The sequence below is a fragment of the Nocardioides humilatus genome (genome assembly GCF_008373755.1).
Classification (GTDB): Bacteria; Actinomycetota; Actinomycetes; order Propionibacteriales; family Nocardioidaceae; genus Nocardioides; species Nocardioides humilatus.
Genome location: NZ_VUJV01000001.1, coordinates 928,115 through 942,035 on the forward strand (window position 1 = coordinate 928,115; position 13,921 = coordinate 942,035).

Genomic DNA, 13,921 nt, shown 5'->3' on the forward strand with positions numbered 1-13,921 from the left:
CATGGCCGCCGACCGCGTCCGGATCCTCGAGACCATCCAGAACTACATCGACTTCGTCGGCAAGGGCACCGCTGACGACGTCCTCGGGCTGTACGCCGAGGGCGCGACCGTCGAGGACCCGGTCGGCACCGACGTGCGCACGACGCGTGAGTCGATCCGCGAGTTCTACGCCGCGATCGAGCCGCTCGAGCAGGAGACCCGACTGATCTCCGCCAAGGTCGCCGACGGCCAGGCCGCCTTCCTCTTCGAGATCGTCACCCGGGTCGGCGACCAGTCCTACACGCTCGCCCCGATCGACGTGATGACCTTCGACGACGACGCCAAGATCACGAGCATGCGGGCGTTCTGGAGCAACGACGACATGGCGATCTCCTGATCCCCGTATCCCGGACCGTCCTCTTTCGTTGAGACGGGTGGCTGGGCGAGCCAGCGCCATGGGGGGAGCTGCTCGCCCAGCCCGTCGCATTTTTCGCCGTACTTTCTGACGCGCCCGCCGACGTGGAGATCACCTTCGGCTGGTCCTATCGTTGAGACACTGGCACGCACCACCCCCGCGCGCCGGCCACCTCCCGCCACACCACCCCCGTGGCTGAACAGAAAGCGGCAGCAGATGTCCGACAGCAGCACCCCGCTCGTCACACCCGCCACCGACCTCCTCGGGCACCAGCTCGAGCACGAACAGGTCGTCTTCGCCAACGACCCGGCCAGCGGACTGCGCGCGATCATCGCGATCCACTCCACGGCTCTCGGCCCCGCCCTCGGCGGCACCCGCTTCTACCCGTACGCCTCGACCCAGGCGGCCCTCGCCGACGTACTGGCGCTCTCGCGCGGCATGTCCTACAAGGCGGCCGTCACCGGGCTCGACCTCGGCGGTGGCAAGGCGGTCATCATCGGCGACCCGACCACGCAGAAGACCGAGGCGCTGCTCCGTGCCTACGGCCGCTTCGTCGAGTCCCTCGGCGGGCGCTACTACACCGCCTGCGACGTGGGCACGTACAGCGAGGACATGGACCTCGTGGCGCGCGAGTGCTCCTACGTCACCGGTCGCACCGAGGAGCACGGCGGGGCGGGCGACAGCAGCGTGCTGACCGCCTACGGCGTCTTCTGCGGCCTCAGGGCCGCCGCCGAGGCCACGTGGAGCGACGCTGACCCGGACGCCGTGCTCGCAGGCCGTCTGGTGGGCGTGGCCGGCGTGGGCAAGGTGGGTCGCCACCTGGTGCGCCACCTGATCGACGCCGGCGCCGAGGTCGTCGTCACCGACGTCTCTGCCGCGGCCGTCGAGCGAGTCCGCCAGGAGTACCCCGGCGTACGAGTGGTCGCCTCGACCGAGGCCCTGATCGCCGAACCGCTCGACGTCTACGCACCCTGCGCCCTCGGCGGCGCGCTGGACGACGACGTGGTGGCCCGGCTGAGCGCGCGCATCGTCTGCGGTGCCGCCAACAACCAGCTCGCCCACCCCGGCGTCGAGAAGCTCGTCGAGGACCGCGGCATCGTCTACGCCCCCGACTACGTCGTCAACGCCGGCGGCCTCGTGCAGGTCGCCGACGAGCTCGAGGGCTTCAGCTTCGAGCGCGCCAAGATCCGGGCAGGCCGGATCTACGACACCACCCGGGCGATCCTCGAGCGCGCCCAGCGCGACGGCGTGCCGACCGCCACGGCGGCCGACCGGATCGCCGAGCAGCGGATGCTCGAGATCGGCCGACTCCGCGGTATCTACCTCGGCTGAGGAGTCCGCGAGCGCGCGCAGTCGATCCAGTCAGCGGTCAGTGCTGACTGGCGGCTTGCGCGCGCTGTGGGTTCAGTCGCGGGGAGGGGCGGAGAAGTCCGACCAGCGGTCGGGCTCCTCTACGTCAACCGACTCCGACGCCTTGCCCTCGTCGCCATGGAGCTCTCGCGCCAGGGCACCGAAGTCGGTGTCGTGAGTTTGGTACTTCAGGTCGCGAGCGACCTTCGTCTGCTTGGCTTTCGCACGGCCGCGGCCCATAGGGTCCAGCCCCCTCGCACACTTGGCCGGGACGCTCCGCGCCCCGGACTGCTGAATCAGAGTCTCGTGGGAGCAACGCTACCTGCTCAGTGGCTGTTCCCGCACACCGAGTCCGCCATTACGGCACCAATGTCTGCCAGATCACCAACCCGGGTGCTGGCCGACGAGTCGGACCGTACCCGTCTGGTCGGGGTCGACGTCGACCTCGCCGGCCACCCAGGAGGTGATCCCGTGGTCGGCGAGGCGGGCGATCGCCGCGTCGGCGTCGTCGGCGTGGGTCAGCGCCACCATGCCCACCCCGCAGTTGAGGGTGGCCTCGAGGTCGGGCTGGCTGACCTCACCGACCTTGCGGACCAGGTCGAAGATCGGGCCGGGCGTCCAGGTCGCGCGATCGAGGGTCGCGCGCAGCTCGACCGGCATGACCCGGGCCAGGTTGTTGGCCAGGCCGCCACCGGTGATGTGGGCCATCGCGTGGGTCCGGGTCTCGCGCGCGATCGCGAGGCCCGCCTTGGTGTAGATGCGCGTGGGCTCGAGGAGCTCCTCACCCAGGGTGCGCCCGAGCTCGTCGACCTGGCGGTCAACGGTCCAGCCGGCCTCGGTGAAGAACACGTGGCGCACCAGGGAGTAGCCGTTGCTGTGGAGGCCGCTGGCCGCCATGGCGATGACCACGTCGCCCGGGCGGACCCGACCGGGGCCGAGCAGCATGTCGGCCTCGACGACACCCGTGGTGGCACCGGCGACGTCGTACTCATCGGGAGCGAGGAGGCCGGGGTGCTCAGCGGTCTCGCCGCCGACCAGCGCGCAGCCGGCCTCGACGCAGGCGTCAGCGATGCCCTTGACGATCGCGGCGATGCGCTCGGGGACGACCTTGCCGGTCGCGATGTAGTCGGTCATGAAGAGCGGCTCTGCGCCGCAGACCACCAGGTCGTCGACGACCATGCCGACGAGGTCGAAGCCGATCGTGTCGTGCTTGTCCATCATCTGCGCGACGGCGACCTTGGTGCCGACCCCGTCGGTGGAGGTGGCGAGGAGCGGCCGCTTATAGGACGTCAGTGCGCTCGCGTCGAAGAGGCCGGCGAAGCCGCCGAGCCCGCCGAGCATCTCGGGGCGCCGTGCCCTCTCGATCGACGCCTTCATCAGGTCGACGGCCTTGTCGGCGGCGTGGATGTCGACACCGGCGCGGGCGTAGGCCCCCTGAGTCGTGGGGGCTGCAGAGTCAGACAAGACGTTGGTTCCTCACGGGTTGTTGAAGACAGGCAAGGCCTCACCCTGGACCTGCGACGACAGCGTCGCCTCCAGGAGGTGCTTGCCGAGCAGGCTCGCGTCGGGCAGCTCGATCGGGTAGTCGCCCGTGAAGCAGGCGGTGCACAGGCTGTGCTGCGGCTGCCCGGTCGCCTCGATCATGCCGTCGAGCGAGATGTAGCCGAGGCTGTCGGCGCCGACGCTCGAGGCGATCTCGTCGACGTCGATGCCGTTGGCGATCAGCTCGGCGCGCGTCGCGAAGTCGATGCCGTAGAAGCACGGCCACTTCACCGGCGGGCTGGAGATCCGGACGTGGACCTCGAGCGCACCCGCCTCGCGCAGCATCCGGATCTGGGCACGCTGGGTGTTGCCGCGCACGATCGAGTCATCGACGACGACGATCCGCTTGCCGCGGATCATGTGCTCGAGCGCGTTGAGCTTGAGCCGGATGCCGAGCTGACGCAGGGTCTGGCTGGGCTGGATGAAGGTGCGGCCGACGTAGGCGTTCTTGACGAAGCCCTGGCCGAACGGGATGCCGCTCTCCAGCGCGTAGCCCGACGCGGCCGGAGTGCCGGACTCGGGCACCGGGATGACCAGGTCAGCCTCCACCGGGAACTCCCGCGCCAACTGGCGGCCCATCTCGACCCGCGCCTCGTGGACGCTGCGCCCGGCGATGCTGGCGTCGGGGCGGGCGAGGTAGACGTACTCGAACACGCAGCCCTTGCGCTGCGGCTCGGCGAACTTGTGGGAGCGCAGACCGCTCTCGTTGATGACGATCAGCTCGCCCGGCTCGACCTCGCGGACCACGCTCGCGCCGATGGTCGCCAACGCGGCGCTCTCGCTCGCGACCACCCAGCCGCGGTCGAGCCGGCCCAGGACGAGCGGCCGGATGCCCTCGGGGTCGCGCGCGGCGTAGAGCGTGTCCTCGTTCATGAAGACGAAGCAGAAGGCGCCCCGGACCTGCGGGAGGAGCTCCATCGCGCGCGCCTCGAGCGACTGGTCAGGGTGGTGCGCCAGCAGCGCGGTGACCAGGCTGGTGTCGTTGGTGGACGCTTCCAGCTCGCGGGCGTGGATGTCGAGCTCGTCCTCGTCGCTGGGCAGGTCGCGGACCAGCGTGGCGAGCTCGGCGGTGTTGATCAGGTTGCCGTTGTGACCGAGCGCGATCGAGCCGTGCGCCGTGGGGCGAAACGTCGGCTGGGCGTTCTGCCAGGTGCTCGCACCGGTCGTCGAGTAGCGGCAGTGGCCAACGGCGAGATGGCCCTGGAACGAGTTGAGCGTCGTCTCGTCGAACACCTGCGAGACGAGGCCCATGTCCTTGTAGACGAGGATCTGGCGGCCGTTGCTGACCGAGATGCCCGCCGACTCCTGGCCACGGTGCTGGAGGGCGTAAAGCCCGAAGTAGGTGAGCTTCGCGACGTCCTCACCAGGTGCCCACACGCCGAAGACTCCGCACACGTTCCAGGAGTCTAACGGCCCGGGTGGTCGAGGCAGGAACTCGCGCGGCGGGTGGACTGCAGGAATCCCCGGTTCACCGGGGAAACTGGCACTTATCGGGGTTTGCAACAGCCGATAAGTGCAGGAATCCCCGGTTCACCGGGGATTCCTGCAGCGGCTCAGCCCAGGTTGCGCAGGACCATCGCCTCGGCGACGAGGACCTTCTCGAACTCGGCCAGGTGCAGTCCCTCGTTGGGGCCGTGCGCGCGGGTGTCGGGGTCCTCGACGCCGGTGACGAGCACGCTCGCGCCGGGCATGGCCTCCAGGAACTCCGCGATGAACGGGATCGAGCCGCCCACACCCATGTCGACGGGCTCGGTGCCGTCCCAGGCCTCGGCGAAGGCCGAGCGAGCGGCGTCGTAGGCCGGGCCGGCGACGTCGAGCGCGATCGGCTCGCCGGTGTCGACGACCTCGATCGAGAGCTGGGCGCCCCACGGGACGTGCTTCTCCAGGTGGGCCTTGAGGCAGGCCAGCGCGTTGGCGGAGGTCTCGCCGGGAGCGGTGCGCAGCGCCAGCCGCGCGCGGGCCGCCGGGATCAGGGTGTTGGACGAGCCGTCGACCTTGGGGGCGTCGAGGCCGATCACCGAGAGAGCGGGCTGGGTCCAGAGCCGCTCGACCTTCGGGCCGTGACCGATCCACTCGACGCCGGGCGCGACGCCCGACTCGGCGCGGAGGCGCTCCTCGGGGTAGTCGACGTCGGCGGCGGGGCCGCTGTGGAGGCCCTCGATGACGAGGTTGCCCGCATCGTCGTGGAGCGAGGCGATGAGGCGCGACAGGGTGATGACCGCGTCAGGCACGAGGCCGCCCCACATGCCCTGGTGGACGGCGTGGGAGAGCGTGCGGACCTCGACGTTGACGCGCACCAGGCCGCGCAGGCTGGTGGTGAGCGCCGGCACGCCGATGTCCCAGTTGCCGGAGTCGGCGATGATGATGACGTCGGCGCGGAGCTCCTCGAGGTACTGCTCGAGCAGCTGCGGGAGGGTCGCGCTCGCGACCTCCTCCTCGCCCTCGATGAAGAGCCGCACGGTCACCGGGAGCTCCTCGCCGAGCACCCGCAGGGCGGCGACGTGGGTCATGATGCCGGCCTTGTCGTCGGCCGCGCCGCGGCCGTAGAGGCGGCCGTCACGCTCGGTGGGCTCCCACGGCGGACTGTCCCAGTCGGCCGGGTCGTTCTCGGGCTGGACGTCGTGGTGGGCGTAGAGCAGCACCACCGGGGCGCCCTCGGGACCGCGCTTCTCGCCGATCACGGCAGGGGGTGCGCCGTCGTACGCACGGACGATGCGGGCGTCGACGCCCTCCGCCCGGAACAACGCTGCGGTCGCCTCCGCGCTGCGCTCGACCTCGTCGAGGCGCTCGGGGTCGGCACTCACGGACTGGATGCGCACCAGGGCCTCGAGGTCTTCGCGGACACCGGGGAGCACAGCCGCGACGCGGGATCGGATCTCGTCACTCGTCATCGTCATGAACGCAACTTATCCCGACACCGCGCGGCCCCCTCAACCAGCGGCGAGTGGCAAGTACGGCGACAGGTCGGTGCGCTCCCCGCTCGCCGTCACGCTCCCGCTGTCCACCGCGTCGGCCCAGGCGAGCTGCCCGCTGGCGAGGCCGATCCAGGTCGCGGCGTCGGTCTCGACGACCGCCGGCGGGGTGCCGCGGGTGTGACGGACCCCCTCGATGACCTGGACGGCCGCGAAGGGCGGCACCCGGACCTCGACGGAGCGACCGGGCGCTTGGAGCTCGAGGACGGCGAGGTAGTGCTTGGTGAGCAGCCGCAGGTCCTCGCGCGCCGCGGTGCCCTCGCCGACCCGGGCCAGCGCTTCCGCGACCGCCGCAGGGTCGCCAGGACGCAGTCGGGATGACACAACGCGAGAGTATCCGGGGTCGTCCGTCACAATGAGGGCATGCGTGCACGTGCGGTTGTCGGCCTGGTCCTCCTCGTGCTCACGCCGCTGCTCGCGGCGTGCGGCGACGACCAGGACCTGCCCAAGGCGGGAGACATCATCCGGGCGCGCCTGGACAACCAGTTCAAGAAGGCGCGGGAGTCCGAGGTCCAGCTGCCGACGGGCCGCCTGATCATCCGGTCGGGCCAGCCGGTCGAGAGTGCGAGCGCCGACCAGACCCGCACCCGCGAGGTGGTCGACGCGCCTTCCGGCGCGGTGCTCGTGCCGATCTCGTGGCAGTACGACCCGTGGGCCTCCGACAAGCTCGACCGGATCTTCGCCACCGAGGACAGCCCGATCGTCGAGCTCGACAGCGGCGGAAACAGCTACCGCCTGACGCCGCCGCAGCCGGAGGCCGAAGGAGCGGAGTCGTTCTTCGTCGTCGTCACCGGCGACGGGACCGAGCGGACGCTGAAGATCACGTTCGACGGCGTTGCCCAGACCGTCGACCTCCGGACCGGCTCACGCGAGGAGGGCGACGCGGCGGGCCTCTACGACATCACCGACGAGAAGCTCAAGCAGCGCAGCTGCAGCGACGACGAGAAGTGGTTCGACACCACCACGCAGCTGGCGGAGTTCGAGTGCAACCTGACCGGGCCGGTCCTCACGCCTTACGCCTCGGGCGAGTGGGCGCCTGAGGGCGAGCTCTGGCTGGTCATGACCGCGGCCACCCAGCTGCGCGTCTTCGGCGAGACCAACCTGTTCGGGGGCGGCGCCCGCTACGGCGCGACGTCGACGAAGGTCGTCCCGAAGCTGGCCGGCGAGGACCCCGACCAGGAGCTGTCCACCGACGATGACGCCGACAAGTGCCCGATGCCCGCGCAGACCACCTGCGGCTGGTCGAAGTCCCTCATCTTCTCCGTCCCCGCCGACGACCCGGAGCAGGGTCCCCTCAAGCTGAAGGTCTCCTACAAGCTCCTGCTCGGCACGTCGTGGAACGGTTACGACGCCGACAAGCACAAGCGGATCGTGGCCAAGGAGAAGTTCAAGATCTGGAAGAAGCCGGCGAAGAAGGACAAGTTGGATCGGCAGGACGAGCAGGAAGATCAGGACGACGCCTGAGCTCGTCTGAGCTCGTCTGCCACGACCGCTAGTCCGGCTGCCACCTCGGCGAAGGACGTGCTCAACGGCGACAGGCCGACCCGCAGCCCATGCGGCGGGCGGAAGTCGGGGATCACGCCCCGCTGCCACAGCTCGGCCGTGACCGCGCGGAAGTCCGGGTGGTCGAGCGTGACGTGTCCGCCGCGCACCGCCCGGTCGCGCGGCGAGGCGACGACGACGCCGTACGGCTCGAGGAGGCGGTCGGCGACCTCGACGGCAAACTCGGTGAGGGCGACGGACTTCCGTCGTACGGCGGCCATCCCCACCTCGTCGATCAGCGCGAGCATGTCGCGCATCGGGAGCATGCCGATGATCGGTGGCGTGCCGCTGATGAGCTGGCGGATGCCGGTCGCGGGCTCGTAGCTCGGACCCATCGCGAACGGGTCGGCCGCCCCCATCCAACCCTGGATCGGCTGCCGCAGCCGGCCGTGGTGGCGCTCGGCGAGGTAGGCGAAGGCGGGCGCGCCGGGGCCACCGTTGAGGTACTTGTAGGTGCAGCCGACGGCCAGGTCGACATGCTGCACGTCGAGGTCGATCTCGACGGAGCCGACCGAGTGGCAGAGGTCCCACAGCACCAGGGCGCCCGCCTCGTGGGCGACCCGGGTGATCGCCGGCAGGTCGGCGAGCTGCCCGGAGCGGTAGGCGATGTGGCTCAGCAGCACCAGTGCGGTGCGGTCCGAGGCGACGGCGCGGACCTGGTCGGCGGTGACCCCGGCGTCGGAGCCCGGGGTGATCCAGCGCAGCTCCAGACCGCGCTCTGCCGCGATGCCCTCGACGACGAAGCGGTCGGTCGGGAAGTTGTCGGTGTCGACGACGATCTCGGTGCGGCGGGGGTCGTCGCGGGCCTGGGCGTCGACTGCAGCCCGGACCAGCTTGTAGAGCAGCACCGTCGTGGAGTCGGCGACGACGGTCTGGCCGGCGGCAGCACCGAGGCAGACGCGACCGATCGTGTCGCCCAGCTCGGTCGGGGCGTCCATCCAGCCCTCGTCCCAGGCGCGGATCAGCCGGTCGCCCCACGGGGCGTCGACGAACCGGGCCAGCCGGTCGCGCGTGGCGTGCAGGGGGCGGCCCAGCGAGTTGCCGTCGAGGTAGGCGACGACCTCGTCGTCGGACACGAAGGCGGCTCGGTGGGCGGCGAGCGGGTCCGCCGCGTCGAGCTCGACCGCGCGGGCCTCCAGCTCGTCGGAGACGCTCACGGCACGCCGATCTCGGTGCGCACGGCGATCAGCTCAGGGAAGAAGGTGAGGTCGAGCGCCCGCTTGAGGAAGGAGACGCCCGACGATCCGCCGGTGCCGTGCTTGTAGCCGATGGTGCGCTGCACGGTGCGGAGGTGGCGGAAGCGCCACAGCTGGAAGGCGTCCTCAAGATCGACGAGGTCCTCGGAGGTCTCGTAGAGGTCCCAGCGGCCGGTCGTATCCTCGTAGATCTCGCGGAAGACCGGGATCAGCTCGGGTTGCTCGACCCACGGCTTGCTCACGTCCCGTTCGAGTACGGCGGCAGGCACTGGCAGGCCACGGCGGGCGACCAGGCGCAGGAAGGCGTCGTAGACCGTGTGTCCGTGGAGCGCGTCGGACAAGAACGCGTGGGCCGGGGGGTTGGCCTCGAACACCTTGAGCATCCCCGGGTTCTTGTTGCCGAGGAGGAACTCGACCGCGCGGTACTGCACCGACTGGAAGCCGGAGGCGGGACCGAGCACGTCGCGGAACTCGGCGTACTCACTCGGGGTCAGCGTCGCGAGCACCGACCACTGCTCGGTGACCGTGCGCAGGATGTGCTTGACCCGGGACAGGCTCTTACGGGCCCGCGCCAGGTCGTCGGTGTCGAGGAACCCCCGCGCGCCGACCAGCTCGTGCACCATCAGCTTCAGCCACAGCTCGGTGGTCTGGTGCTGGATGACGAACAGCAGCTCGTCGGGGTGCTGCGGGTCGCTCAGGGGGTGCTGAGCGGCGAGCAGGGTGTCGAGGTGCAGGTAGCCCGCGTAGTCGAGGGCCTGCGTGAAGTCCGTGCGCATGCCCGGCTCGAGCGGCCGGTACCCCTCCTCGATCGCCACCGCGCCACCGTATCCCCGCGCGGTCCTCCCGCGTCAGGGCAACGTGTCGAAGATGTCTCGGATCCGAGACCAGGCGGGGTGGTCGGTCTCGATGACACCGAAGTGGCCGCCGATCACCTCGACGAGCGTCGCGGTCGCTCCCGCCTCGGTCGCCCGGCGGACGTAGTCCTCGGACTGGGAGAACGGGACGATGTCGTCGTCGGGCGCGTGCACGCACCAGACCGGCGCGGCGAGCGGCAGCTGCTGGGTCGGGTCAGCGGCTGCGTCGGCCGCGGTCGGCGGATGGCCCAGGAAAGCGTCGACGGCGCCGCCGCCGAGACCATCCCGCGACCCGGCGACCAGGTCGAGCACGCCCGCCTGGGAGACGACGTGGGTGACGGGTACCGCGGGGGCCTCGCGCCAGGCTGCCCAGGTCGCAAGGTGGCCGCCAGCGGAGTGGCCCAGGGCGACGACCCGCTGCAGGCTCTCCTCCGGCAGGAGGCCGGCGGCCGCCATGGCGGCGAGATGGTCGATGCCTGTCGCGATGTCGTCGAGGGTCGCCGGCACTCCCCCACCACCACCAGCGCCAGAGCCGACGCGGCGGTACTCGAGGTTCCAGGTGACCCAGCCACGCTCGGCCAGGTCGACGGCCAGCGGCGTGCCGTAGGACAGGTCGTACTGCGCCTTCCAGAACCCGCCGTGGATCACCACGACGACGCCGCGGGGCGTCCCGTCGGGCAGCCGCAGCTCGCCGTACTGGCTCGGGTCGTCGCCGTAGGTGGTGCCGGCGTCACCACCGGTCGGCCGGCTCGTGCTCTCCATCCGCTCGTCCTTCCCGCAGGCCGCCAGGGTCGCAGCGACCACGGCAGCCAGCACCGTACGCCGCGGCGCGAGCCAGGCGGCGGTCACCGGAATCAGGCGCCGAGTGCAGCCGGGAGGGTCGCGGTCCAGGCGGTGCGGAGCTCGTCGAGCGGCAGCTCGAAGGCACCCTCGACGACCAGGGCGTCGCCGCCGGTGGTGCCGAGCTCGGCCATCGGGACGTCGTGACGCGCGCACAGGGCCCGCAGCTCCTCGATGTCCTCGCTCGCGACGGTGACGATCGCCCGGGCGGCCGACTCCGCGAAGAGGCCGAGGAAGGCCGTGTCGGCGACACCGTCGACCGACACGGTCGCGCCGACGCTCTTGTCGAGGCAGGCCTCGCTCAGCGCCTGGGCGAGCCCGCCGTCGGAGAGGTCGTGGGCGCTGGTGGCGACGCCGACGACGTCGGCGAGCAGTCGCGCGAGGGCACGCTCGGCGGGCAGGTCGACCTGCGGCGGCAGGCCACCCAGGTGGCCGTGGACGACGTGGGCCCACTCGCTGCCCGAGAGCTCCTCGCCCGTCGTGCCCAGGAGGACGATCTGCTCGCCAGCTGCCTGGAAGGACGACGGCGTGCGACGTCGTACGTCATCGATCACGCCGAGCACCGCGACGACCGGGGTCGGCAGGATCGCCGTCTCGCCGGTCTGGTTGTAGAGGCTGACGTTGCCGCCGGTCACCGGGATGCCGAGCTCGAGGCACGCGTCCTTGAGGCCGCGGCAGGCCTCGGCGAACTGCCACATCACGTCGGTGTCCTCGGGCGAACCGAAGTTGAGGCAGTCGCTGACCGCCAGCGGCTTCGCGCCGCCGGTCGCCACGTTGCGGTAGGCCTCCGCGAGTGCGAGCTGCGCGCCGGCGTAGGGGTCGAGCTTGGCGAAGCGGCCGTTGCAGTCGGTCGCCACCGAGACGCCCAGGTGGGTGTCCTCGTCGACCCGGACCATGCCGCTGTCGGCCGGCTGCGCGAGGACGGTGTTGCCCTGGACGTAGCGGTCGTACTGGTCGGTGATCCACGACTTGTCGCAGAGGTTGGGGCTCGCGACCAGGCGCAGCAGCGTCTCACGCAGCTCGTCGCCGGACTCCGGGCGGGCGAGCGCCTCGGCCGCGTCGGCCTGGAGGGCGTCCTGCCAGGTCGGACGGGCGTAGGGGCGCTCGTAGACCGGGCCGTCGTGGGCCACGGTGCGCGGAGGTACGTCGACGACGACCTCGCCGTGCCAGGTGATCTCGAGCCGGCCGCTGTCGGTGACCTCGCCGATGGCGACGGCCTCGACGTCCCACTTGGCGCAGATCGCCATGAAGGCGTCGACGTCGGCGGGCTCGACGACCGCCATCATCCGCTCCTGGCTCTCGCTCATGAGGATCTCCTCGGGAGCGAGCGTCGAGTCGCGCAGCGGCACCCGGTCGAGCTCGCACCGCATGCCGCCGTCACCGGCGGAGGCGAGCTCGGAGGTGGCGCAGGACAGGCCCGCTCCGCCGAGGTCCTGGATGCCGGCGACCACGCCGGCGCTGAAGAGCTCGAGGGTGCACTCGATCAGGAGCTTCTCCATGAAGGGGTCGCCCACCTGCACGCTCGGCCGCTTGGCCGGGCCGTCGGCGTCGAACGTCTCGGAGGCCAGCACCGAGACGCCGCCGATGCCGTCGCCGCCGGTGCGGGCGCCGTAGAGGATCACCAGGTTGCCGGTGCCGGACGCCTTCGCGAGGTGGAGGTCCTCGTGGCGCATGACACCGACGCAGAGCGCGTTGACCAGCGGGTTGCCGAGGTAGGTCTGGTCGAAGACGGCCTCGCCGCCGATGTTGGGCAGGCCCAGGCAGTTGCCGTAGCCGCCGACGCCCGCCACGATCCCCGGCAGCACCCGGTGGGTGTCGTCGGCGTCGAGCGGACCGAAGCGCAGCGGGTCCATCACGGCAACGGGGCGTGCGCCCATCGCGATGATGTCGCGGACGATGCCGCCCACGCCGGTCGCGGCGCCCTGGTAGGGCTCGACGTACGACGGGTGGTTGTGGCTCTCGACCTTGAAGCTCACCGCGTAACCCTGGCCGATGTCGATGACGCCGGCGTTCTCGCCGATCCCGGCGAGCATCGGGCCGATCGGAGTCTCCTGCGGGATCTCACCGAACTGCCGCAGGTGCACCTTGGAGGACTTGTAGGAGCAGTGCTCGCTCCACATGACGCTGTACATCGCCAGCTCCGAGCTCGTCGGGCGGCGGCCGAGGATCTCGCGGATGCGCTGGTACTCGTCCTCCTTCAGCCCGAGATCAGCCCAGGGCTGCTCGCGGTCGGGGTCGGAGGAGGCAAGGGTGACGGTGTCCAGCACGGCGTAAGGCTACCGAGCCGATCGGTGTCGTCCCCGCAGCGGTCGGGCCGGCGGACGCTAGGTTGCCGCCATGCTGCACCGCCGGATCGCGATCGCCGTCGTCATGGTCGCCGTTCTCAGCGGGTGCTCTGAGACCGGCGGCGACGCAGCGACGAACGACGAGGCGCGGTCGACCTCGACCGCCGAGCCCGGGCGCGCGCCGGGCAACGGCAAGACGAAGGACGGGAAGCCGTCCACCGCGACGCCTCCGACGATCACCTCGATCGGCATCTCGCACCGCGGCGCCTACGACGCCGAGATCAGCGAGAACGGCGTGCCGGCGCTCGAGAACGCCGTACAACTGCACGCCGAGATGGCGGAGTTCGACATCCGCCCCACCTCCGACGGTGGGCTCGTCGTCATGCACGACGGCGGGTTGTCGCGGACCACCGACTGCGAGGGGCAGGTCTGGGCGCGGACGCTCGCCGAGATCCAGCAGCAGTGCCGGCTCGGCGACGGGAGCCCGGTGCCGTCGTTGCGCGACTTCATCGCCACTGCGCGACGAGGCGGCCTCCCGTTGATGATCGAGCTCAAGATGGGACCGGGGTGGACCGCTGATGTCTTCAGCGACCTGCGAGAAAGTCTCGATCCGCTCAACGAGCACCGCGGCAGCGTGTTCCTGTCCTTCGACGACCGCCTGCTCGCGCTCGCCCACGACGCGATACCGGAGCTGCCCGGCATCTGGATCGTCCCCCGCCGGATCTCGTCGTCAGGTGGCGTGCTGGACATGCCCGTCGACGGCTTCCTCGTGGACGGCGAGCTCACCACGGCAGCCTGGGTCGCTCGGGCTCACCGGCACGACAAGCTGGTGTACTCCCGTGTCGTGGACACGACAGCAGGATGGGAGCAGTGCACCGAGATCGGCATGGACGGCGTCCTGACCAACCACGTCGCTGACTACCTGCGCTGGCGCGACGACCACTGA

General features: G+C 70.9%; 13 protein-coding genes. 4 read left to right on the forward strand and 9 right to left on the reverse strand.

All coding sequences use genetic code 11. The annotated features are described in order from the left end of the window. The first annotated feature begins 1 nt into the window (after position 1). Positions 2-376, forward strand: a complete 375-nt coding sequence (locus tag F0U44_RS04365) for a nuclear transport factor 2 family protein (RefSeq protein ID WP_149726988.1) — start codon at positions 2-4, stop codon at positions 374-376. A gap of 234 nt (positions 377-610) precedes the next feature. Beyond that, positions 611-1,726: a Glu/Leu/Phe/Val family dehydrogenase gene (locus tag F0U44_RS04370; protein ID WP_149726989.1), complete on the forward strand. Its 1,116-nt coding sequence runs from the start codon at positions 611-613 to the stop codon at positions 1,724-1,726. A gap of 72 nt (positions 1,727-1,798) precedes the next feature. On the opposite strand, the gene F0U44_RS04375 is transcribed toward F0U44_RS04370, so the two are convergent. The 5 genes from F0U44_RS04375 to F0U44_RS04395 all read right to left on the reverse strand — a co-directional run bounded on the left by F0U44_RS04375 (position 1,799) and on the right by F0U44_RS04395 (position 6,582). After that, the gene (locus F0U44_RS04375; RefSeq protein WP_149726990.1) at positions 1,799-1,984 is read right to left on the reverse strand and encodes a DUF3073 domain-containing protein; all 186 of its coding nucleotides are present in this window, start codon (positions 1,982-1,984) and stop codon (positions 1,799-1,801) included. Between the two features lie 141 nt (positions 1,985-2,125). Further along, on the reverse strand, positions 2,126-3,208 hold the full coding sequence (gene purM / locus F0U44_RS04380) for a phosphoribosylformylglycinamidine cyclo-ligase (RefSeq protein WP_149726991.1): 1,083 nt from the start codon (positions 3,206-3,208) through the stop codon (positions 2,126-2,128). A 12-nt stretch (positions 3,209-3,220) separates the two neighbouring features. Next, on the reverse strand, positions 3,221-4,717 hold the full coding sequence (purF, locus tag F0U44_RS04385; protein WP_246160343.1) for an amidophosphoribosyltransferase: 1,497 nt from the start codon (positions 4,715-4,717) through the stop codon (positions 3,221-3,223). 122 nt (positions 4,718-4,839) lie between these two features. Next, positions 4,840-6,183: a dipeptidase gene (locus F0U44_RS04390; RefSeq protein ID WP_149726992.1), complete on the reverse strand. Its 1,344-nt coding sequence runs from the start codon at positions 6,181-6,183 to the stop codon at positions 4,840-4,842. A 33-nt stretch (positions 6,184-6,216) separates the two neighbouring features. After that, positions 6,217-6,582 carry a sterol carrier family protein gene (locus F0U44_RS04395; protein WP_149726993.1) on the reverse strand — a complete coding sequence of 122 codons (366 nt, stop codon included), beginning with the start codon at positions 6,580-6,582 and terminating at the stop codon, positions 6,217-6,219. Between the two features lie 39 nt (positions 6,583-6,621). On the opposite strand from F0U44_RS04395, the gene F0U44_RS04400 reads away from it, so the two are divergent. Next, positions 6,622-7,722, forward strand: coding sequence for a hypothetical protein (locus F0U44_RS04400; protein WP_149726994.1), 1,101 nt, complete (start codon positions 6,622-6,624; stop codon positions 7,720-7,722). Here F0U44_RS04400 and F0U44_RS04405 read toward each other — a convergent pair. Genes F0U44_RS04405 through purL form a run of 4 tightly spaced genes read right to left on the reverse strand, consistent with a single transcriptional unit; the run spans position 7,707 to position 12,957 of the window. Continuing rightward, a complete protein-coding gene (locus F0U44_RS04405; RefSeq protein WP_149726995.1) occupies positions 7,707-8,957 on the reverse strand; it encodes a kynureninase in 1,251 nt (416 codons plus the stop codon). The two genes, F0U44_RS04400 and F0U44_RS04405, sit on opposite strands and share 16 nt — an antisense overlap. After that, a complete protein-coding gene (locus tag F0U44_RS04410; protein ID WP_246160298.1) occupies positions 8,954-9,811 on the reverse strand; it encodes a tryptophan 2,3-dioxygenase in 858 nt (285 codons plus the stop codon). The genes F0U44_RS04405 and F0U44_RS04410 overlap by 4 nt, the downstream gene beginning before the upstream one ends. A gap of 33 nt (positions 9,812-9,844) precedes the next feature. Then, positions 9,845-10,699, reverse strand: coding sequence for an alpha/beta hydrolase (locus F0U44_RS04415; protein WP_223163571.1), 855 nt, complete (start codon positions 10,697-10,699; stop codon positions 9,845-9,847). 5 nt (positions 10,700-10,704) lie between these two features. Next, a complete protein-coding gene (purL, locus tag F0U44_RS04420) occupies positions 10,705-12,957 on the reverse strand; it encodes a phosphoribosylformylglycinamidine synthase subunit PurL (protein ID WP_149726996.1) in 2,253 nt (750 codons plus the stop codon). A gap of 70 nt (positions 12,958-13,027) precedes the next feature. Between purL and F0U44_RS04425 the strand changes: the two genes are divergently transcribed. Next, a complete protein-coding gene (locus tag F0U44_RS04425) occupies positions 13,028-13,921 on the forward strand; it encodes a glycerophosphodiester phosphodiesterase (protein ID WP_149726997.1) in 894 nt (297 codons plus the stop codon).